Origin of the sequence: Companilactobacillus musae (assembly GCF_003967595.1) — a bacterium.
Classification (GTDB): domain Bacteria; phylum Bacillota; class Bacilli; order Lactobacillales; family Lactobacillaceae; genus Companilactobacillus; species Companilactobacillus musae.
The window spans coordinates 293,211-316,338 of sequence record NZ_BIFW01000001.1; the positions used below are offsets into that span (position 1 = coordinate 293,211).

The 23,128-nt window shown below is 34.3% G+C and carries 19 protein-coding genes, 1 other RNA gene and 1 pseudogene; 6 read left to right on the top strand and 15 right to left on the bottom strand.

The window, feature by feature from the left end; all coding sequences use genetic code 11:
- Nucleotides 1-128: 128 nt before the first annotated feature.
- Nucleotides 129-1,793 (top strand): Rqc2 family fibronectin-binding protein, encoded by a 1,665-nt coding sequence (locus tag LAB100_RS01430; RefSeq protein ID WP_119326296.1) that lies wholly within the window; start codon nt 129-131, stop codon nt 1,791-1,793.
- 62 nt (nt 1,794-1,855) lie between these two features.
- On the opposite strand, the gene LAB100_RS01435 is transcribed toward LAB100_RS01430, so the two are convergent.
- The 7 genes from LAB100_RS01435 to LAB100_RS01465 form a co-directional block, all read right to left on the bottom strand.
- Nucleotides 1,856-4,258: an ATP-binding protein gene (locus tag LAB100_RS01435; RefSeq protein ID WP_119326295.1), complete on the bottom strand. Its 2,403-nt coding sequence runs from the start codon at nt 4,256-4,258 to the stop codon at nt 1,856-1,858.
- Nucleotides 4,249-5,337, bottom strand: a complete 1,089-nt coding sequence (locus tag LAB100_RS01440) for a carbamoyl phosphate synthase small subunit (RefSeq protein ID WP_119326294.1) — start codon at nt 5,335-5,337, stop codon at nt 4,249-4,251. The genes LAB100_RS01435 and LAB100_RS01440 overlap by 10 nt, the downstream gene beginning before the upstream one ends.
- 22 nt (nt 5,338-5,359) lie before the next feature.
- Nucleotides 5,360-5,887, bottom strand: coding sequence for a bifunctional pyr operon transcriptional regulator/uracil phosphoribosyltransferase PyrR (gene pyrR, locus LAB100_RS01445; RefSeq protein ID WP_119326293.1), 528 nt, complete (start codon nt 5,885-5,887; stop codon nt 5,360-5,362).
- A gap of 104 nt (nt 5,888-5,991) precedes the next feature.
- Entirely contained in the window at nt 5,992-6,894 is a 903-nt protein-coding gene (locus LAB100_RS01450; protein WP_162894204.1) for an RluA family pseudouridine synthase, read from the bottom strand.
- Nucleotides 6,887-7,351 carry a signal peptidase II gene (gene lspA / locus LAB100_RS01455; RefSeq protein ID WP_119326291.1) on the bottom strand — a complete coding sequence of 155 codons (465 nt, stop codon included), beginning with the start codon at nt 7,349-7,351 and terminating at the stop codon, nt 6,887-6,889. The genes LAB100_RS01450 and lspA overlap by 8 nt, the downstream gene beginning before the upstream one ends.
- Nucleotides 7,351-9,036 (bottom strand): formate--tetrahydrofolate ligase, encoded by a 1,686-nt coding sequence (locus LAB100_RS01460; protein ID WP_119326290.1) that lies wholly within the window; start codon nt 9,034-9,036, stop codon nt 7,351-7,353. The genes lspA and LAB100_RS01460 overlap by 1 nt, the downstream gene beginning before the upstream one ends.
- Complete coding sequence (locus LAB100_RS01465; RefSeq protein WP_119326289.1) at nt 9,020-9,418, bottom strand: EbsA family protein; 399 nt, start codon at nt 9,416-9,418, stop codon at nt 9,020-9,022. The genes LAB100_RS01460 and LAB100_RS01465 overlap by 17 nt, the downstream gene beginning before the upstream one ends.
- 28 nt (nt 9,419-9,446) lie before the next feature.
- Here LAB100_RS01465 and LAB100_RS01470 point away from each other — a divergent pair, with 28 nt between their 5' ends.
- From LAB100_RS01470 to LAB100_RS01480, 3 genes are all read left to right on the top strand, one after another.
- Nucleotides 9,447-9,851, top strand: coding sequence for a reverse transcriptase-like protein (locus tag LAB100_RS01470; RefSeq protein WP_119326288.1), 405 nt, complete (start codon nt 9,447-9,449; stop codon nt 9,849-9,851).
- 65 nt (nt 9,852-9,916) lie between these two features.
- Nucleotides 9,917-10,930, top strand: a complete 1,014-nt coding sequence (lplA, locus tag LAB100_RS01475) for a lipoate--protein ligase (protein WP_119326287.1) — start codon at nt 9,917-9,919, stop codon at nt 10,928-10,930.
- 105 nt (nt 10,931-11,035) lie between these two features.
- Complete coding sequence (locus LAB100_RS01480) at nt 11,036-11,980, top strand: magnesium transporter CorA family protein (protein WP_119326286.1); 945 nt, start codon at nt 11,036-11,038, stop codon at nt 11,978-11,980.
- Here the strand turns inward: LAB100_RS01480 and LAB100_RS01485 are convergent.
- The 4 genes and pseudogenes from LAB100_RS01485 to LAB100_RS01500 form a co-directional block, all read right to left on the bottom strand.
- A complete protein-coding gene (locus LAB100_RS01485; protein WP_119326285.1) occupies nt 11,977-13,092 on the bottom strand; it encodes a THUMP domain-containing class I SAM-dependent RNA methyltransferase in 1,116 nt (371 codons plus the stop codon). The genes LAB100_RS01480 and LAB100_RS01485 overlap by 4 nt on opposite strands.
- A gap of 72 nt (nt 13,093-13,164) precedes the next feature.
- An RNA gene (gene rnpB / locus LAB100_RS01490) (RNase P RNA component class B) lies at nt 13,165-13,523 on the bottom strand.
- 563 nt (nt 13,524-14,086) lie between these two features.
- A pseudogene (gpsB, locus tag LAB100_RS11640) lies at nt 14,087-14,473 on the bottom strand (cell division regulator GpsB); the annotation flags it as partial.
- Nucleotides 14,474-14,534: 61 nt separating this feature from the next.
- On the bottom strand, nt 14,535-15,086 hold the full coding sequence (locus LAB100_RS01500; protein WP_119326284.1) for an SLOG family protein: 552 nt from the start codon (nt 15,084-15,086) through the stop codon (nt 14,535-14,537).
- A 67-nt stretch (nt 15,087-15,153) separates the two neighbouring features.
- On the opposite strand from LAB100_RS01500, the gene recU reads away from it, so the two are divergent.
- Nucleotides 15,154-15,780: a Holliday junction resolvase RecU gene (gene recU, locus LAB100_RS01505; protein WP_119326283.1), complete on the top strand. Its 627-nt coding sequence runs from the start codon at nt 15,154-15,156 to the stop codon at nt 15,778-15,780.
- Nucleotides 15,777-18,218: a transglycosylase domain-containing protein gene (locus LAB100_RS01510; protein ID WP_119326282.1), complete on the top strand. Its 2,442-nt coding sequence runs from the start codon at nt 15,777-15,779 to the stop codon at nt 18,216-18,218. Before recU ends, LAB100_RS01510 begins: the two co-directional genes overlap by 4 nt.
- A 132-nt stretch (nt 18,219-18,350) precedes the next feature.
- On the opposite strand, the gene LAB100_RS01515 is transcribed toward LAB100_RS01510, so the two are convergent.
- The 4 genes from LAB100_RS01515 to LAB100_RS01530 all read right to left on the bottom strand — a co-directional run bounded on the left by LAB100_RS01515 (nt 18,351) and on the right by LAB100_RS01530 (nt 23,111).
- Nucleotides 18,351-19,010 (bottom strand): endonuclease III domain-containing protein, encoded by a 660-nt coding sequence (locus LAB100_RS01515; protein ID WP_119326281.1) that lies wholly within the window; start codon nt 19,008-19,010, stop codon nt 18,351-18,353.
- The gene (locus LAB100_RS01520; protein WP_119326280.1) at nt 19,010-19,633 is read right to left on the bottom strand and encodes a DnaD domain protein; all 624 of its coding nucleotides are present in this window, start codon (nt 19,631-19,633) and stop codon (nt 19,010-19,012) included. Before LAB100_RS01520 ends, LAB100_RS01515 begins: the two co-directional genes overlap by 1 nt.
- A 73-nt stretch (nt 19,634-19,706) precedes the next feature.
- Nucleotides 19,707-20,186: a hypothetical protein gene (locus tag LAB100_RS01525; protein ID WP_119326279.1), complete on the bottom strand. Its 480-nt coding sequence runs from the start codon at nt 20,184-20,186 to the stop codon at nt 19,707-19,709.
- A 114-nt stretch (nt 20,187-20,300) separates the two neighbouring features.
- A complete protein-coding gene (locus tag LAB100_RS01530) occupies nt 20,301-23,111 on the bottom strand; it encodes a helicase C-terminal domain-containing protein (protein WP_119326278.1) in 2,811 nt (936 codons plus the stop codon).
- Between the last annotated feature and the right edge of the window lie 17 nt (nt 23,112-23,128).

Genomic DNA, 23,128 nt, shown 5'->3' on the forward strand with positions numbered 1-23,128 from the left:
TCAATTCCTTGTTTGGTTACGTATAATGATTGTATAACCATTAGATTATATCATATTCATTCATTTTATTTTTACTACAGAATAAAAGTTTCAGAAATTATCAAGTATTTTTAGAAAGGACTTAAAATATGTCTTTTGACGGAATGTTTACCCACTCAATGGTAAACGAATTAAATCAGAACCTCAGTGGCGGTCGAATCAGCAAAATTCAACAGCCATTTGCTAACGAACTAATTCTTACAATTAGAAGTAATCGTAAGAATCGTCAGCTTTTATTATCGGCTCACCCATCATATGCTCGTGTTCAGATAACAGATCAACCTTTTGCTAATCCTGCTAAACCATCAACCTTTGTGATGTCTTTGAGAAAGTACATTACTAGTGCCATCGTTCAAGAGTTCAGACAACTGAACAATGATCGTGTAGTTATGATTGATCTTTCAGCTAAAAATGAATTAGGAGATATTCATGATTACACCCTAATTACTGAAATCATGGCTCGTCACAGTAATATCTTTTTAATCAGTAAAGAAACTGGAAAAATAGTTGATTTAATCAAACGTGTTTCTCCAGAAAATAATAGTTTTCGTGGTCTATTACCAGGAGATGATTATAAACTACCGCCTGCACAGAATAAAATCAATCCATTTTCAACAAAAAATGAGAACCTTCAAAATTTATCTGCTAGCGATATTCGTAAAAAGTATGAAGGTATCGGTTTAGATACTTCGATGGAATTGGAAAAATTCATCGCCCAAGGTAATTCTTTAAATGATTTTCTCAGTTTATATCAAAATGATCTTCACCCTAATACAGCCAATTCTAATAGTAAAAATAAATTAGGATTTTTCCCAATTGCTTTTACTAATACAACTAAAGAAGTAAATGATTATCCTAATTTAAGTACACTTTTAGATAATTATTATCTTGATAAAGCACGTGTTGACCGAATTGAGCAACAAACCAAGAGTATAACTCATCGCTTAGATATTATTTTGAAAAAAGATAAGTCCAAGGTTAAAAAGCTTAACAAACAGTTGCAACAAACTGATGTTATGAGTAAATACAACCTCTATGGTGAACTACTAACGACTTATATGTCACAAATCAAACGCGGTTCTAGTTCAATTACTTTGACCAACTATTATAATAATGAAGAAGTTACAATCAAACTTAACCCTGAGTATTCTCCTTCGTTAAATGCTCAAAGTTATTACAAAAAATATCGTAAACTTCAAAATTCAATTCCTCATATTAAAGAACAACTCGAAATCACTACTAACGAAGTCAACTATCTAGAATCTGTCTTGGCATCGTTGGAATACGTTGATATCGAAGATGTTGATGGTATTGTCGATGAATTGATTGATTCTGGCTATATTAAGAAGAAACGTAAGAACGCTCGTAAGAAACGTAAAAAGAAGATTGGCGAAAACTTCAAGTCAACGACTGGTGTTGAAATTACAGTTGGTAAAAATAACCTTGAAAATGACCAATTGACTATGAAGATTGCTCAAAAGAATCATTATTGGTTCCATGTTAAAGACATCCCTGGTTCCCACGTCATTTTAAAAACTAGTGAACCAGATGAACAATCAATTACTCAAGCAGCTACAATTGCTGCCTACTACTCTAAGGCTCGCGACTCTAGCAAAGTTCCCGTTGATTACGTTCAGGTAAAACATATCCGTAAACCTAATGGTGCTAAGCCTGGGTTTGTGATATTTGAAGGACAAAAAACTATTTTAGTTGATCCTGACCGTAAACTGGTTGCAGAGTTGCAAGAAAAGTAAAAAAATATCTATTTAGAGATACAGTACCCATATTGAGTACTTAATCTTAAATAGATATTTTTTTATGCTTCCGTTTTACTTAACTCGGTAAGTTTATTTTGGATTTCTTCTTTATCTAATAGTTTGTACTTTTTATCATCAATAGTTAAAAGATATTTCTCATCAAAATTATCAAAGATTTTTTCCAAACTCAAATCAGAATCAATTTTATTACCAAGCAATAATTTTACTAATGTGTCGATAACATGGACTGAACTTGCCAACTCATGACGAATAATATCGTTCGTCATGCCTCGATATTTTTTGGTTACTAACCAATGATCATGATTTTTGACCATTTCAAAATTATAGATATCAACATTATGATCATCTTCTAATTCTTGAGTGATAAGTTCGGCAATATCAGCTCGATCTTCTGGTGTCATAAAATTATTAACTGAACTGATCTCATAAAGATGATTATCTCGTTTAGCTTGATAGATCACTGAAGGAGCCAAATAGTTCTCACCATCGCTGACGACCATAACTCTAACAGAAGTATTACCTTCAAGATCAATATTCTTAATCTCTTGAGCACTGAATTGAAAGACTCGCTTATCATCTGTGTCGACTAAATTCTTTGATAAGTCAATAATATTTAAAACACTATCATTGTCAATCAAACCTAAGCTCTTTACTTCCATGTGTGGATCATCAATCTCAACAACCTTTCGGCGCATCTCTAATGGTGCATTCCAAGGTTCTCGACCAATAATGATTGGTTCTAAACCATTTTGATCAATGGATTTTGCTAATTGGAACAAAACAAACTGGCGAATCATTATATCGGTTTTGGATGTAATGATCGGTGTTCTAACTACAAATTTTTTACGATCACTCAATTCTAGTTCATTACTAATGCCGCTAGTAACAAAGTAATTGTGATTCATAAAATCATTGTTAGCTACGGAAACAGCTTGTTTATTCTTAACAACCGTTTTAGTAACGATATCAGAACTATCTAACAATAATTTACTATGACCTACTCCTTTGACGCCCATTTCAACCATACGCTCAACGTTTTTTCCATCAATTTCGCCTTCGCGAATAATCAAGCTATTATCAATGATATTTTGTAAGGCTGATAAATATGGTGGATTAATGCCCGTAATCTCAGACAGAACAGGTTTTTCAAAGTTTCTTCTTAAAGCTTCAAGTAAAACATCTAGCATCCAGTTGGTAGGATGAATAATCTTTTCAAATAACTCATCATCATCGAGTTTTCTCAACTCGTTGTAACGATCAAAATTATTGTTTAACTTGTCATTCAAGGCACCCTTGTTTAAGACCTCTTCCAAGCTAAAGCCATTCACGACAATACTGGAATCAGAAGTCTTACTTGGACCTAGATATTTTTGACCGGGAGTCTTCCATTGTGGGAAGCGAGATGTTATATGGTCCACAAAGGGCTCTGTTGCCCCGTTAAAGAAACTTCCGGCATCTAATTGTAACTTATCTAAATGATATCCCAAACAAAGCTCAGCCACTGCTGTGGCAACTGGATAACTAGTAGCATATTCAAGAAATTTAGTTTCTTCACTCAGACGAGGAATAAATTCAGTAATATAAGACTCATTTGTTACATGATTATAGGCAAAATGGACTGTACAAATACCAATAATATTGAAAGCTCGAGCCAATTTAATAGAGTAGTTTCTTAAGCGCTGCAACTTGGAATCATTCAAAGAAATAGCTGGAGAAATTAAATTTGAATCCAAATGATGAATACCAATAGGTTCAATATCTTCAATCGTTCCAACTAGTGAAGAATTATCATAACGATCACGTAAAATTGTGAACGAATATTCACTAAAACCACGAATACTACGTTCAATTTCTATTTTGGTATCTTCGATATCTTCCAAGGCCATGAAATTATCAAGTTCAAACAAATTATTAATATTAGTCCAGCCACTGGAATGACGATTAGAATAACGTCTTCTAGCAATAATTGGAAAACCGATCGAACGAATGAAACTATAAATTTCTTTTTCGTCATCAGAAGAGATAAATTTAATAACTGGCAAGTGTGCTTTTGTCAATCGTTTAATAAATAACTCTCTTTTGAAAGTAGCTAATGAAGCGGCAAAATTAGGCCCTAAAATTTTAGTAGTACCGATTTTACCATTCAAACTAGAAATAATTCCCAAAGCATTACGATCCCCAACGGTTGGTAAAATAGCGTCGGGATGATATTTATTGACATACTTTAAAACATTTTCACCTGTCACTTTTTCGACCATAGTTTTATCGTAAAAGACTCCCGATGAAAGTAGTGAAGTAGGATTTTCGACAATTATCGACGTTTTATAACCTAATTGATGCAAAATGTTTACAGTATCATACAAGGCGGTTGAAAGATCAACATTTTTATCACTATTAGTTGGTCCAATAATTAAGATAGTATGTACATCATCTAACTCCATTGACTTCTAACCCCCTCTTGCTGTTTAACCGATTCAATTAAATCAATAAATTCGTCAAAAACATAATAACCATCAGTGGGTCCTGGAGCAGCTTCTGGTTCAAACAAAACGCCCATTATAGGTAAAAATTCATGACGAATACCTTCGATTGTTCCATCAGCTACACAGACATTTGTAACGATAAAATCAGATGAACCAATATACTTTTGGTCCAAAGTATAAGAGTGATTATGATTAACAAAATCAATTTTGCCACTGGCAACTTCTTTAACTGCTAAAGAAGATTCATGATGTGGATGCGCCAATTTTACAATTTGACATTCATTTGCCAAAGCTATCAAAAGACTGCCCAAACCAATTCCTAACAAAGGATACTTTTTTTGAAGGATTTGAATGTTTTTAATGGTTCTAGGTAAATCTTTAGGGTCCCCAGGACCATTTGAATAGATAATTCCATCGGGATGGAGATCCTCTATCTCCTCAACTGTCGAGTTATAGTTGACGATAATAGAATTACAGTCACGATATGACAACTGTCTAAGAATTGAATACTTTAATCCTAAATCTACAATAACGATTTTTAATCCCATATTAGGATTAGGATACGATTGACGAGTTGAAACTCGTTTAACAAGGTCAGGAGGTAAAACCAAAGCCTTGATCTGGTCAATCGCGTGTTCGTCATGGGTATCCATAATACTAGCTTTCATTTCGCCATGTTCAGCGATATGTTTTGCCAAGGCTCTAACATCGACGTTTTTTATCCCAGGTATTTTTAAACTAGTGATCCAATCTTCAAATGAAATAGAACCATCAACAGTTGATCGACTTGAAGAGCCAATAACCACACCTTTGCACTGTGAATTGATTGACTCATAAAAATCACGATTAATTCCTGAGTTACCAACAGAAGGAATCGTAAAAGCTAAGATTTGGCCCTCAGCATCAGGGTCAGTAACCGATTGCTCAATTCCTGTACGATTATTTGATATTACCAATTGTCCAGTGGTAATAATAGAAGATCCAAATCCTTCACCAGGAAAGACAGTTCCATCTTCTAAAATTAAATAACGTTTCATCTATAGCAACTCCCCAAAATATTTATTCGATTTCGATCTTATCTTCTCCATCGATCTCTTTCATAGATACTTTTATCTTTTCCTTTTGAGAAGTTGGAATATTTTTACCTACAAAATCAGCTCTGATTGGTAATTCACGATGTCCACGGTCAACCAAAACTGCCAAAGAAATCTTCTTAGGACGTCCAGCACTCATCAAAGCATCCATTGCAGCTCTAATTGTTCTACCAGTATAAAGAACATCATCAGTCAAAATAACGTGCTTATTATTGATATCAATATTCAAAGGTTCAGTCTTTACTTTAGAAATATCTTTTTCCTCATGTGTTTGGTCATCACGGTAAGGTGTAATATCAAGCTCGGCCACTGGAATATTAATATTTTCCAATTGTTTTAGTCGAGATTCAATTCGATGAGCCACAAAGACACCGCGAGTCTTAATTCCAACTAGAACAAGATCTTCGATCCCCTTGTTTCTTTCAATAATTTCATAAGTGATTCGGGTCAAGGCACGAGTCATTGTTTGACCGTCAATAATTTCTTTAGCCATAAAATTCTCCTTACTTTCAAAAAAGCACTCACAAAGTGAGTGCTTTACTTTTTTTATAATCGCACACAATTCTATTTTTAGATTATAGCACGAAGGTACGACTGTCAACGACGTAATTGTGCTAAAGTATCTAGAAAAATCTTAGGAGGTTCAACAGAAAATTCCATCCATTTATTAGTTCGTGGATGAACAAAACCTAAGGTTTCTGCATGTAAGAATTGTCCCTTACCAGGTAAGGTGTTCTTAGGTCCATATAAAGGGTCTCCCGCTACTGGATGACCGATATATTGCATATGAACTCTAATCTGGTGCGTACGACCGGTTTCTAATTTTAATTTTAAAAGAGAATAATTTTCAAATTGTTCTAAAACTGTAAAGTGCGTAACCGCATGACGACCATCTTCCACAACTGCCTGTTTTTTGCGATCAAACTTTGAACGCCCCAAAGGAGCATTGATCTTACCAGTTTTTTCTTTGAAGTTACCATGAACGATAGCCAAGTATTCACGTAAATTACTCTTCTCTTTCAATTGTTTCATCAATGATTGTTTAGCCAAGTTATTCTTAGCAACCATCAACAAACCTGAAGTATCTTTATCTATTCGATGGACAATACCCGGACGAACCATATCATCGTCATTGATCTTGGAGTGATAAAGGATAGCATTGACCAGAGTTTTGTCAGGATGTCCCGCTGCGGGATGAACTACCATCCCCTGTGGCTTATTAACTACAAGTACATCTTGATCTTCATAGATAACGTCAAGTGGAATGTTTTCCGGAATTGCCTTGATGGGTTCTTCTTCAGGAACATTAACTAAAATTTTATCTCCATTAGTCAATTTATAACCATTTTTGCTGACAGGTTCATCATTCACTAGAACATTTTGTTCTTTGATCATTTTTTGTAACTGTGATCTAGTTAGATCACTGAGTTGCTCGTTTAAAAAAGCATCCAAACGAGTTTTTTTTGTTTCGTCATATTGTAAATTAAAGGACTTACTTATTATTTTTCTCACCTGCTAATTGGATAATCAAGGAACCGATAATCAATACCACACCAATCGTGATATAAGTATCAGCCAGATTAAAGATTGGAAAATTGATAAAGTCCAAGTTAAACATATCGACAACAAAATGTCTTGTAAAACGATCAATGGCATTACCAATTGTTCCCGCTAATAAGAATATCAAAGAAAATCGATAAAGATAATCTTTTTTATCAGCTTTCACAAATAAATATATTAACACGACCACTGCGATGATAGTAACTAGATAGAAAAATAACATTTTCCCTTCCAACATACTCCATGCAGCACCTGTATTTGTAATATGAGTTATAGACAAAACTCCAGGAATAAAATCATGGACGCTCATTGGAGCAATGTTATTAGTCACATAAAACTTCAGACTTTGATCCCCAACTACCAGAGCTGCAAAAAGCAGCCAATAAATCAACTGCACTAGAATAAGCCTCCGATAGTTCCTTCATTATCAACGTCCATTCCTAATGCTGCAGGCTTTTTAGGTAATCCTGGCATTGTCATAACATTACCAGTCAAAACAACCACAAATCCAGCACCAAGCTTAGGTACAATATCCGTAACATGAAGAGTAAAGTCACGAGGAGAACCTAGTTTTTTAGGATCATCACTTAATGAATATTGAGTTTTAGCAATACAGATTGGTAGATCATCCCAAGCGTTGTCTTTTAATACTTGCAACTGTTTACGAGCTTTGCTGCTATATTCAACATTGTTAGCTCCATAAACTTCAGAAGCAATTGTGGCAATTTTAGCTTCAGTAGTTTCTTCATCTTCGTATAAACGAGTATAGTTTGAGTCCTTTTCAGTAGCTTTGATAACAGCTTTAGCTAAAGCTTGTCCACCTTTACTACCATTATGATGGATTTCAGCTAGTTCAACATCTACGCCTACTTCATCGCAAAGACTTGTTAATAGTTTGATCTCATTATCAGTATCAGTTGCAAATTTGTTGATAGCAACAACAACGGGAATATGATAATAACGCATATTATGAATGTGACGTTTCAAATTCTTAAAGCCGAGATTTAAGGCATTAAGATCTTCATTTTGAATATCAGCCAAAGTCTGACCACCGTTGTATTTCAAGGCACGAACAGTAGCAACAATAACAATCGCATTAGGTGCGTGATTCAATCTAGGTGTAACGATATCAAGGAATTTCTCCCCACCCAAATCAGCTCCAAATCCAGCTTCAGTAACAGCATAGTCGCCTAACTTCATTGCTAATTTAGTTGCTAAAATACTGTTACAACCATGAGCAATATTAGCAAATGGTCCACCATGAATAATTGCTGGTGTGTTTTCCAAAGTTTGTACTAAATTAGGTTTTAAAGCATCCTTTAAAAGAACTGTAATAGCTCCCTCTACATGTAGATCTCTAACAAAGATTGGTTTTTTGTCATATGTATAAGCAATCAAAATACTTGAAATACGTTCTTTTAGATCATCAATATCTTGAGCTAAACAAAGAACTGCCATTAATTCACTTGCTACAGTAATTTCAAAATGATCTTCACGAGGTACTGAACTGAATGGTCCACCCAATCCAATAACAATGTTACGTAATGAACGATCATTGATATCAAGTGCTCGTTTCCAGACAATTCTACGAGGGTCAATGTTTAAAGTATTACCTTGATGAACATGATTATCGATCAAGGCAGCTAAGGTATTAACAGCACTAGTTAAAGCGTGCATATCACCAGTAAAATGAAGGTTAATATCTTCCATTGGCACAACTTGGGCAAAACCACCACCAGTAGCTCCACCCTTCATTCCCATAACAGGACCCAATGATGGTTCACGTAATGCTAAAACAGTTTTCTTACCTAACGATTGCAATGAATCTGCTAAACCGATAGCAACAGTTGACTTACCTTCACCAGCGGGAGTGGGATTGATAGATGTAACAAGAATTAACTTACCATCGTCCTTCTCCTCCATTGTCTTAGTAATACTACGACCAGAAAACTTAGCCTTATAGTGACCATATGGTTCAATATCATCTGGTGTTAAACCAATCTTATTAGCAATTTCGTTAATATTTTTCATATTGTCATGCTCGTTTATTTGAGCAATTTCGATATCACTTGGAAATGACATTGCTTTCACCTGCTTCTTTTTTTATTATATTTAAAATTCCCTTTGTAGAAGTGACCCTAAATGGAAAGAAATCTCGACTATTAAAGTTGAATTCCAAAGTCCACTTATTATTCGCTTTTATACTCACGTCGGTATGATTAAACCTTCGTGTTTTATAATATGGTTCTTTGACGATGACTTCATCGGCCGTTATGCTAACCCAAGAGTTAGTTATAATATAGACAATGTAGATTGCATCAATTATCCAAATAAGAAAAGGAATAAAACTGAACGCCATGATCTCCAGTTGCAAAATAATACCTAGACAAGCCAGGCTCAAAGCAATGGACCACATGATTATTCCCCAGGCGCCAGTTGGTTGAACGAAATGTTTCTTTGACATAAATATCTCCTGAAAGGTTCTAAATAATATGATTAAATTGTACACCGATGCCGGATTAAATACTAATCTAAATCTTGGTGTAGTGGCTTATGTAATAAGGATTAATAATAATACTTATAAAGAAGCGACTCAAAAAAATAACGCCGATAATCACTATCTTGAATTCTTAGCATTAAAAATGGCTTTGAAAAAAATTATAGAAAAACATTGGAATAATGACATTCTTTTAATCCATTCCGATAGCCAAATTGTCATCGACAGTATAGACAAAAATTATTCTAAACACTACCAACCGATATTAGATGATATTCTTGAGGAACTAAAAGCCTTTCCAGAATACTTTGCCAAACATATCAGTGACAAGGATAATGGTGAAGCTCACGGGCTTGTTCATCAAAAAATGTTAAATATTCGGACACATGGCAATAAATAGTTTCTGAAATTCACAAACTGTGCTACTATAAAAACGTTTTCAATTCTGATGAGGGGGTTTTCCTTATGTACTACGTTGTAATGAAAGATCGCGATATCCGCGATAACTTAGCTACCGAGCAATATTTAATGAATAATGTGAAATTTGATGAACCATTAGTGCTATTTTACATTGAAAAACCTTGTATTATCGTCGGTCGTAATCAAAATACGATCGAAGAAATAAATAGTGATTATATTAAGGACCACAATATTACTGTCACTCGTCGTATTTCTGGTGGCGGTGCGGTCTACCAAGATCTTGGTAACCTTTGTTTTAGTTTCGTTGTCGACTCAGATGATAAGAACTTTGGTGATTTCAAATCATTTACCCAACCTATTATTGATGCATTACATCAAATGGGTGCCACTACAGCCGAAGTTTCTGGTAGAAACGATCTTCTAGTTGATGGCAAGAAATTCTCTGGTAATGCTATGTACTCCAGAAATGGAAAAACATTCTCTCATGGAACACTTTCACTAGATGTAGATTTAGACGTCTTAACAAAGGCTCTACATGTCCAAAAGGATAAAATCGCATCTAAGGGTATTAAATCAATTAGAAGTCGTGTAACTAATTTACGGCCTTATTTAGCTCCTGAATATCAAGATCTTACAACTGAACAATTCCGTGACAAACTACTTTTGGAATTATTCCATGCTAATAATTTAGACGAAATTAAAGATCATGAATACATCGTATCTCCAGAGCAACAAAAAGATATCGATAAAATTAAAGAAGATTATTATTACAATTGGGACTGGGTTTACGGCAAATCTCCTGCTTTCACTGCTAAATCTAGAAAACATTTTGATATGGGTACAGTTGATGTCCGTTATAATATCGAAAATGGTAAAATCGAAAACATTGAAATCTACGGTGACTTCTTCGGTATGAAAGATGTTAATGATATTAAGCAAAAATTATTGAATGTTAAATTTGATCGTGACGAAATCTTAAAAGTCTTAGATCAATTCAATCTCGATGATTACTTTAAAGGTATCCCTAAGGAAGATTTAGGCAAACTATTTACTCCCTAATCTAAATAAATTCAGACTTATAAGAATTAAAAAATGAGCCGAGAAAAATAATTCTCGACCCATTTTTTATTTTTGATATGATTATCATTAATGAGGATATAAAAAATGATTAATGAAATAGTTTTAAATGAAAAGATTCAATTAATTGATGTTCATTCAACTCAAAATCTCAATGACGATGATCGTTCTCAATTAATTGAAAAATATCAGTTAACTAACGAAATCTTAGATTACGCCGATGATGAAAATGAACGAGCTCGTTTTGAATATGACGAATTTTCAGATACTTATTTGATCGTCTACAACGTTCAAAACGAAAATGATCAAACTACTGATCTTTCACAGCGAGTTTTGCCGATATCTCTAGCAATTAAAAATGAACAGCTCTTTTTATTCACAAATGATGCGACCCATTACCTAAAAGATTATCTATTATCTGCCAAGGATCACTTAAAAACATCAATTCAAGGCGAAATATGGGAATTCATTTTTAATACTTTCGATCAAATATCAAGTGATTATAGTGATCAAATCAGTGAGATTGACGTTCGCCGCAATAAGATTCAAAGGTTGATCAAAAAACACCACTCATCTGAAAGCCAAATTTTAGACTTGGCCGACCTAGAAGATTTAACTACTTATTTAAACACTGCCATTAATGGTAACTTAACTGTTGTTAAACAATTAGAATTAATCTCTTCAGGTAATGTCCAAAGTTTACATCTATCTAAGACTACTCGTGAGCATCTTCATGATTCTTTAATTGAAATCGAACAAATTAAAAATCAAGCCGATCTCAGTTCTGATATTATTGATCGTATCTCTAATACTTATAATAATATTTTAAATAATAGAACAAATACGACCATGAAGGTACTGACTATCTACACTATTGTGCTCAGTATCCCCACGATCGTATCAGGATTTTACGGAATGAACATGAAACTACCTATTGCTGACCAAAAGTGGTCTTGGGTATTTTCATTGATCATTACTATTATTATTATTTTAGTTATTTTATGGGACTTACATCGCCGGGATAGTCTTTAGTGTCTAGCCCAGTATTGGTAAAGGTCGGTTCTTAAAGAACCATTATAAAGTTTACGCTTTTTAGTAGCCTTTTGACCGTAGTAAGTTTCAAATTCAGTATCACTAGTCAAAATATATTTATTCCAAGTGGGAGCGGTCGCAAAGACTTCTCCCATTTCTTTATATAGCTTACGAACACTTTCCATATCACTCATACGTTGACCATAAGGTGGGTTGGTAATAATTGTTCCATACTCCCCTTCAATCTTAAGGTCCTTAAGAGCAATTTGCTTAAAGTTGATATCATGCAGTACTCCTGCATCATGGGCATTAAGCTTAGCAATATCGATCATTGAACCATCAATATCACTTGCGAAGATATCTAAATCAACATCTTTAACGTTTGCTTGTGCCTCTTCTTTAAGATCTTCTAGAAGCTTATTGTCAAACCAATCAAAATCTTCAAATAGGAAGTGACGTTTGATACCAGGTGCAATGTTCTTAGCCATTCTGGCGGCTTCAATAGCAATTGTCCCTGAACCAGTAGTTGGGTCCATGAAAGGATCTTCCTCTGGATGCCAAACTGTTAATAGGATCATTGCGGCCGCAAAATTTTCCTTCAAAGGAGCAGCACCATGTTCAACACGGTAGCCACGCTTATAAAGTGATTCACCAGTCGTATCCAAGGTTACTTCAACTTGATCTTTATGAATTCGAGTTTCAATTTGAAATTTTGCTCCAGTCTCTGGTAAACGTCCACGACGCATGAAAACATCGGCCATTTTATTAACAATGGCTTTTTTAGTGATTGCTTGAATATCACGTTCGGAATGCAATTGTGATTTAACAGTTCTGGCTTTAATAGGAAAAGCTGCGTTTAAAGGTAGCCAATTATCCCAGTCAATAGCGTAAACCTTATCAAAAAGTTCCTCAAAGGTTGTTGCTTTAAAAGTACCAATCAAAATTTTAATTCGATCAGCACTACGCAACCAAAGATTAGCTTTTGCAATATCTTCGTATTCACCATCAAAATAGACTTTACCATTCTCAGTCTTTGTATCGTATCCCAAATTTTGTAGTTCTTTTGCGGTTACAGATTCAAAGCCGCTTGACATAGTCGCAATTAATTTCATATTGCCCCTCTTGTTTTTTAATTTTTTGTATAAAAAAAGGACGAACAAGGTCGTCCCTTTGCCTCGATAAACTCCTATAGGCCACGTTCTGTTCATGTGTTAGGCTGGCAATCCTAACACAGTTAGTAATCATCTATCTACAATTAAGCCTTCACAGTAGATTCATTTCTCGTTATGAAGCGCCCCTACCAAAGTTTGGGTTGCCCGCTTGCGGGGTTTACCTCGTTCCACTATTGCAATTTCTCACAATAATACGTCTCTGTGGCACTTTCAAGCTATTAACACATAGTCAAAAGACCTTAGTGGTTTCGCTGCCGTTACCCGAAGGTACCTTGGCTTATTGGGCCAAGCACAAACACTGCAAGCATCTCAGCTCGCGCGGGCGTGGACCTTCCTCAGCCTAGAAAACTAGACCGCGATTACTCGTAATTTACCGACTTGAATAGTATACACTAAAACTTGTTGAATTTGTTAAAATAATTCATATTTTTTCAAAGAACATGGCTTAAAAGCTATTCATCAGCATCGCGTTGCTTTGATTTATAAATATAAACTTGAAGTGCTAAATTAGCCAAGCTCAATCCTAGACCAATACAATCCAATTTAAAGTAAAACTTTTCTTTATCAGTCATAAGTACCCTTCCTTAAAAAATAACCAAATCAAGTATCCACCTTCATTATAAAGACATGATATTGATCTGGTTATTAAATATTAAAATTGATTAAAGTTATTAGAATTATTCATATTTCCATTGAAATTGTTTTGTCCAGGATTAGCATTGTTATTCATTGGACGATTTGCTTGGAAATTATTAGGGTTAGCATTAGGATTATTAAATCCATTGTTACTCATAGGTCTTTGTTGATTCATACGAGGATTGATTTCTGTATGACCGCTTTCGACACCATCATGATTGCCCATATTATTGGGAACAACAGCCGAAGCAAATTGTTTAGCTTCGTTATTTTCTGGAAGACCGTTAGCAAAGTCATGACCAAAGACACGTTTTTCAAGATTTGAAAGACGTCTTAAAATATCATAATTTGTAGATGTTTCGGCCGTAGCACTTGTACTTGGTTTTGTTTGAGGTCTCATTCGATTACCTTGTTGTCTTGGTTGTTGAAAATTTTGATTGGTATTGGCAGCAGTATTACCTGCCCCAGCATTACGAGCTTGCATCAATCTTTCATTTTCAGATTTTAATTGACCGATTTCATTTTGCATTGTTTCGTAATCTTTGATAATTCCATCTAAGAATTGATCAACTTCTGTTGGATCATAACCACGCATCTTTGTTTTGAATTCTTTTTGCAAGATATCGTTTGGTTGATAATTCAATGAGAAGTCATTACCATTTCCGTTAGCTTGTTGTTGATTCATTCCATTCATGTTATTCATATAAAACACCCCAGTGTTAATTATTGTCGATTTATCTTATACCTTAACTATCATATAACATATTAGCAAAATCTTGCATAGAATCAAAATCTATTAACTCTAATTGATAGTCATTGCCTTGATCTTGATATTCTTTGATAGCTTCAAAATCATATTTTGGTTTGCCACCACTCTCAGGATCATAAAAAATCAATGCTCCGTCAGTATGTTGCAACATAAATTGTTGCCATACTTTCAGTTGTCTAGGACTATGATAACTCATATTGGAAACTTTATTGACATAGTCAGCCTTTCTTAAAAAAACATTTAACAATGCCTGATTATTCTCATTCCATTGATTCCCAAACTCTGCAAACGGTAGCATAACTGCATGCTTTATATTATAGTCTTTTTTTTGAATTTCTTGTACAGCTTTTCCAACTATTTGTTCAGTCCCCATTTGAGCACCGGTAATGATCCATTCTGTTCCATCTTCAGCATAATCAGTTAACCTTTGTTCAAAAAAATCTTGAATTACTTTAGCTTTTGGGTCATTATCTTTAAAAATACCCAGCTCATAAGAACGGTATCCAGTGACCCATAAATTTTTGATCATAAAGAATCTCCCCAATAATTAATATCTTTGCTATCATGGTATAATTTGCACAGTAGGAGTTGATATTTTGAAAATAAACTACCCTGATGGGCGAATCTTCAACAGTCCATCAAAACCTTCGCTGCATACAACGAATGCCAAAAAGAAACTTATTTTTGGTGATCGTGGAATGACTTTGGAGGAAGAAATTAATGAAAGCAATAAGTATTATCGCAGTCATGAAGTTGCCGTTATTTACAAAAAACCAACGCCAATTCAAATCGTAAAAGTCGATTATCCCAAACGTAGTCGTGCTGTAATCAAGGAAGCTTATTTTAGACAAGCATCTACCACTGACTACAATGGCGTTTATAATGGTTACTATGTTGATTTTGAAGCTAAGGAAACAAAGAATAAGAATACCTTTCCCTTAAAGAACTTTCATCAACACCAAATTGATCACCTACGGATGTGCCAAAAACAAGGCGGTATCTGTTTTGTTATTATAAAATATGTTACCTTAAAACGCTATTTTGTAATGCCTGCTGATGATCTTTTTGAACATTGGGATGCGCAAAAACACGAGGGTGCAAAATCTATTCAGCTTAAGGATATTGTCGATTGCTCAATCGAGATCCAAGCCAATTACGATCCTACTTTACCCTACATTGATGCGATACAACAACTAATAGAAAGTGGGAAAAAGAAGAAATGAATAATAAGAATACCAATATATTCACCTTCAAGAATATTTTAAAATGGATCATGTCCATTGTGGCTGTTCTAGTTGGAATATTCTTGTTCATCTTCATATATTATGCTTTTAGTGCACCAACTGTTAGTCAAGAAAATCTTCAAAGTGGTGGTTCCTCCACAATTGTCGATTCGAGTGGCAAACAAATTGCCTCTTTAGGTGATAATAAAAGAAACTACGTAACTATTGATAAAGTTCCCCAACAAATGGAAGATGCCGTGGTTTCAATCGAAGATAAGAATTTTTACAATGAACCATTGGGTATTGATCCCATCAGAATTGCTAAATCTGCCTTCAACAACATTACCAGGGGAACGATGCAAGGTGGAAGTACCTTAACTCAACAATTGATTAAATTGACAGTTTTCTCGACTGAAACCAAAGACCAGACTTTTAAACGTAAAATGCAAGAAGCTTGGTTGGCTATGCGTGTTAGTCAGAAATTCTCGAAGCAACAAATTCTTGAATTCTATATGAACAAAGTCTATCTAAATAACGGTATTTATGGTGTTGAAACCGGAGCTAAATATTATTATGGTAAGAGTTTAAAGCAACTTACACTGCCAGAAATGGCATTATTAGCTGGCTTACCAAATGCTCCAAGTAATTATGACCCTTATACTCATCCTACTGAGGCTAAACAACGTCGAGATCTTGTTATTCGTGCTATGTATAACAACAATAAGATCACAAAAACTCAAGCTCAAGAAGCTATCAATACGCCAATTAGTACCGGTTTACAGCCATATAAGAAAGTAACTAACAGCAATAATAATAAACGTATCATTGCTGATCCTTATATCAAAGAAGCTATTACTGAAGTTAAGAAAAAAGGCTTCGATCCTTATCGTGATAATTTAAAGATTACGGTAAACATGGACTATGATGCACAAAAACGTCTTTACAATATTGTTAATACATCAAATTATGTTCAATTCCAAAGTTCAAAAATGCAAGTTGGGGCTTCAATTGTTAACCCTAACAACGGTAAAGTCGTTGCTATGATTGGTGGGCGTAATTTAGGAAACGTTCAATTTGGATTGAATCGAGCTGTTCAGACTACACGTAGCAATGGTTCAACTATGAAACCAATTCTTGACTATGCTCCAGCAATCGAATATCTTAATTGGTCAACTTACCATCAATTGGAAGATACTGAATATACCTATCCTGGAACTGATATCCAATTGAAAGATTGGGATGAACAATATGAAGGTCAAATGAGCCTTCGTAAGGCATTGGTAAATTCTAGAAACGTTCCTGCTATTAGAACTCTTTCTGCTGTTGGTTTTACTCAAGCTAAAAAGTTTGCTTCAAAACTTGGTATTACAATTGCTAAGGATCAAGGATTATCAGCTGGTATTGGTAGTGATGTATCTTCATTACAAGGCGCTTCAGCCTATGCAGCCTTTTCGAATGGTGGTACTTACTACAAACCATATTATGTTTCAAAAATTGAAACAGCTGATGGTATAACACACAATTACAGTAAATCAGGCAAACGTGTGATGAAGGATTCTACCGCTTATATGATCACTGATGTTTTAAAGGGTGTGCCAACAAGTTATGCAACCTATGCAAATATTTCAGGATTACATCAAGCTGGTAAAACTGGTACAACTAACTATGCTTCCGAATCCTTAGCAGCTAATCCTGCATTAAGCGGTACAGCCAAAGATTCATGGTATAACGGTTATACTAAGAATTATTCAATGAGTGTTTGGACTGGTTATGATTCTCCAAATGAAAGTGGTGTTTCCTCAACCTATCAAGAAGTTGCTGGTAAAATTTATAAAGCTGAAATGAGTTATCTAGCAAATCAAACCAATAGCAACCCTGACTGGAAGAAACCAAGCTCAGTTGTATCAATGATGATTCGAAACTCTGGTTCAACTACTCCAATTGTAGCTTCACCAAGCTCAAGTTCATCATCTTATACCAAAGAATTATTCGTTAAGGGACATGCTCCATCAAATCCTTACAAGAGCTCTGATTACAATACAAGCAGTGCTTCTGGATCAAGCAGTAATGAAGTAACTACACGTCGTCCTTCAAGCAGTTCTTCCGAATCAAGTGACGAGGAGAACGATACGACGACTGATAGAACTGAAACAGGATCTGGAACTAACTCAGAAAATGAATCAAATTCTAATGAGAGCACCAATAGTAATTCCAATAGTTCTACAAATAATAACAATAGTAGTAATACTACTGGTGGATCTTCATCAACTAACACTGGTGGCAATTCTAATACTGGAAATACTGGTGGTACCTCTGGCGGCACAAATGAAAATAATAGTTCCAATAGCGGCAGTACAAATTCTGGTGGTTCAACAGGTAACACTGGTGGCAGTACCAACGGTGGTGCTACAACTAACGGATCATCTACTGGTGAATAATAAATTTTAAAATTAAAGCACTATTCAATTCAAATGAGGATTGAATAGTGCTTTTTTGTTATAAAAAATCCCCTTGAAATGGCCATCTCTAATGGTCACTACAGGGGGATTCACTGTTATTCTCTTCTAAATTTAATTATTTATTTCATCATTAGCATTAGCTTGATTCAACTTATCACATTCAATAATCAATTGATTGGTTTCTTTTTCCGGAGCTAATTTCATTGAATACTTACGTCCATATTCAATCATCGTATGATGAGCTCGATGTAATTCTTCAGGCTTTAACACACTAACAATCTTTTTTTCAACTTGTAAAGGATTAGCTTTTTGATCAACAAAATGTAATCGTTTAGAGATTGCTGAAACGTGTGTATCAACAGCAAAGGTTGGTTGATTGAAAACATCGCTTAAAACAACATTGGCTGTTTTTCTCCCTGCTCCAGGCAAGGCCATAATTCCCTTACGTGTTTCAGGTACAATGTCATTTAATTCCTCATGAACTACTTGAGCCGTTTTAATAATATTCTTAGCTTTATTATGAAATAATCCGACGCTTTTAATGATCTGTTCAACATCCTCAATATCTGCATTCATTAAATCCTTAGGGGTCGGATACTTGGCAAAAAGAATCGGTGTAACTTTGTTAACAGAAACATCAGTTGCTTGTGCACTTAAAATTACTGATACCAAATATTGAAATGGCGTTCTTGAATCCAATGACGGACCAACCGGCCCAATATCTTCTTCCATCTGGTGAATAGCCCAGACAATCTGTTCATCCTTTAACATTAATATCCCAACTTCTTTCGACGTTCTTGTAATTGTTCTGCTGACTTAATATTACTCTTTTCCCAGCTGATTAGAATTCGATCCATATATTTCAAAGAATAAGCCTGATTCAAAACCGCTTCACGTAATGAAAGATCAATTAATTCAATACTGTAATGATCGTCATCAATCCATTGATGAATTTGTTCTTGTTCGATTGGTGACAAAGGACGGCCAAATTCAACTTCGATTTTTTTGAATAATTCCTCGGTATCAGACATTAACTTGTCCTGCTTATTAGCTTGATGTTCTTGACTTAAAAGATTCTTGATTCGATGAAATATTGGTGTTAAAGAGTAAATATCTCGTTGTTGATGATGATCCATGACTGTTTTTAACTCAATAATACCCAGTTTGATCAAGCCCTGAATGATTGTATAAATACTAGCTTCATCCATACCAGTATCTGAAGCTAAATCTTTTGCCATAGGAAAAGTATTTCCCTTTTGAGCATACATGGAAAGTGCCAAATAGACAATTAAGTCTTTTTCAGTCATACCCAACTTATGATAATTTTTTAAAATCAAATTATTAATGCTAGTGTTGCCGCTATCGACAAATGTATTGAATAAATCATCGTTCATATTAATTACTCCAATGAATAAAAAAAGCCCGAGAATCCTTTTTTCATCTCGACTTTTTTTAAGAAAAATTTTTTTAAATATTATTTATGATCTGCACACTCTTACCCGTTTTAAAATCAACCAAATTGTAACCGATACTTCCATTCTTTTTCTGGAAGGTTACCTCCCATGTTGGTTTATCTTTATAAAGGCCTAAGTTGATGTGTAAGATCTTTTTAGCATTATATCTATCTACTACCCCATTAACAATTGATTGTCTAACAGGAGCACTGTTTTTATTGAAAGTATCAGTTTTACCACTCTTGGCATCAATTATAATATAACGATACTTCTGGCCTTTAGTTAAGCCACCTACTGCGTAATATTGCTTTTGACGAGTATAATTTCCGAAATAATCGGGTTCCACAATACCCGCTTTCTCTTTAGCAATATCATTAGCCTGTGACTTAGCGCTGGCATAAGGTTCAAAAGAAAGATTCAAATAAGTTAATGCTGAAACTATTGCTAATGCAATTAGAGAAATGGTCAATAAAATTTTTGTACTTCTATTCATAAAATATGTCCTTTTTTTAACTAACAAAAATAGTATAGCAATAATTTACTTAATTCAAGGTTGTTTCTTGAATCTGATTGTAGTTATACACTGCCCGTCCTACAAAAAAGAAAATTAATTCAAAAACTCATTTATATCTTTTTTAATTAAATTCATATCTTCATTGATTACCGGCAATCCCTTTGGTAGAGAATCAAGAATCGTCTTACCATAATTCTTCGTTAAAATCCGATTATCCAACAATAAAATCACGCCTCGATCATTTGGAGTTCTAATCAAACGACCTAATCCCTGTCTTAATTGCAGAATAGCATTAGGCAATGAATCAACTTTAAAAACATTCATATCTTGTTGTTTTAAGATATCTTGCTTAATTTTAACGTCTGGTTGTTCTGGTGATTCAAATGGAATTCTTGTAACAATCAAAATTTCCAAGACCTTCTTAGGAAAATCAACGCCCTCCCAGAATGAATTAGCTCCTAATAAAACTGAACGCTGTCCAATCGCAAAACGTTTCTTGATTTTTTCGTTGGATCCTGTAACTCCTTGAGCCAGAATCTCCCATTTACCCTTAACACTAGTTTCCATCAAACGGTTATAAACATTGCTCAAAGTATTTAGTGAATTGAATAAAATCATTGTTTGATGATCTAAATTATCTAAAATATCGACAATATATTTAGTTACCATATCAAAATATTCTTCACTATTCAGAGATTGAATATCAGGTAAGTTAGACGGCAAATAAATTTTACTGTTCTTAGAAATGCTATTTGTATCTGGCAAAATAACCATCTGGTTGATCTGTTTTTCGCTCAATTGTGTATCCAAAATAAAATGAGAAAAATCTTTTTGAATTGTTATTGCTGCTCCGATTGCAAAAATCTGACTAAACCTATCAGTCGTTTCTTCAATTAAGCTATGAATGTCATACTGACGCCAACTTAATTTAAGCGATTTTGGATCATAGTAATCACGCATTTCAATTTGAATACCAAATTTATTATCAGAACCTTGCAAAGCTTGCAACAACTCGTCTAAATTCTTAATGACATTTTCTAATTTACTATTTTCAATCGTAAGATTAGAGATAACTTTAGACAACTCAACGGAAATAAAATTCTTTTGAAAATTGTATTGATCAAAGAGTGTTTCAACTCGATTAGAAATCAAGGACAATTCTACAATCAAATCTGATAGCAATTCTATTAATGAATCATTATCTTTACCAAATTTATTGCTACTATCTAAAATCGAAACAAAATCCTGACGATCTTTGAAACGTACTTTATTACGAACATAATTACCAAAGATATTATATTCAAGCCGTTCCATCAATTCATCGACAGCTTGGAAGTGAGTTTCCATAGTTTGCAAATCTTGATAGTTCCATAATTGCGTTGTTACTTCGGTAAAGGCATAACGCAGAGTAACTCGATTTTGATACAAAATGTCACTAATCTTTTTAACATAATCGTTCAGTTGAACAAAATCAATTGTCGGCGAACTTGCATCGCGAAGACTACCTGCAAAATGATTAGCCTCATCAATTACTAAGTATGAATTATCACCCCAATAAGCACTATCCAAATGACGTGACAAGAATGCTTGATTAGTAACTAAAATCTTTGACTCTAAATAACGATTCTGTTGATACAACCAAAAATCATCGTTACTAAAGATAGTATTCTCCTTAGGTTCTCCACGATGACGAATAATACTAAAGATAGGACTGTTGTAATTAGTCAAATGCAATTCACTAAGATCACCAGTAGTTGTCATGGTTAACCAAACAATAATTTTCATCTTTAAAATTGCCGTATGACTATGTAACCGATAATTATCCAAAGCTTCATAAAATCTATCTAAATCAATAAAATTGTAACTACTTTTAACAATTTCAGCATGGTAATTATTATCCGTAACTTGATTCAATAGTGGAATTGATTGTTCGACAATTTGTTGCTGCAAAACTTTAGTTGTTGTCGCAATAACAAGTTTTTGATTGCTATTTATCAAATAAGACAGTGGCAATAAGTAGCCCAAAGTCTTCCCTGCTCCAGTTGGAGCTTCGATTAGATTCCACTTTTTGACCTTATCTCGATGTTGACTTGTTCGATAAATATTATCCATTAATTTTGATTGATTAACTCGATAATCTAGGACACCATCAAGCAATTCTTTCTTGGCATCCCTAGTTAAAGGATATTTAGTCGAATGATCAATCTGTTCACTTACGTGATAATCTTTTTTACGTAAAATCAGACCATTACGCTCGTACAAATAAGCCGGCAAGACCTCTGTCCGAGCTTTTTTTTGACGTTCCTCTAAAACTGTCTTAAAAACCAAGTCAGTTTCACGTAAAGTGTTTTTGCCAAATTTAGCTAATAATTTTAAGGTTTCCAGTGGCAATTGTTGAACTCGTTTTAAAATAATCAAAAATAGTTCTGCTGTAACATGAGCATCACTATTGGCACTATGTGGATTCTTATGTTCAATGCTTAAATAATGCGTTAAATCTTGTAGTTTATAACTACTAATGGTTGGAAAGAGTATCTGCGATAATTCAACAGTATCGATAGCTTTGACATTGAGTTGGTTCATTCCGATACGTTTAAGTTCTCGATTTAAAAAGGTCAAATCAAAATTCACATTATGTGCAATAAAAACTCGATTTTTTAAAAGTTTAAAAATATCAGGTGCAACTTCTTCAAATGTAGGTGAATCTTTAACATCTTCGTCACTTAGACCGGTTAAAGCAGTAATTCTACCAGGAATTGGTACTTTGGGATTGATCTTTTGATCATAAATATGTGTAATTTCACCATTTTCGATAAGGGCACAGCCGAATTGAATTATACGCCCGTTGTCATGCCAATTAGAATTGGTTGTTTCTAAATCAACAACAGCGTAAGAATTTTTCAAATCATTCACCTCTCATC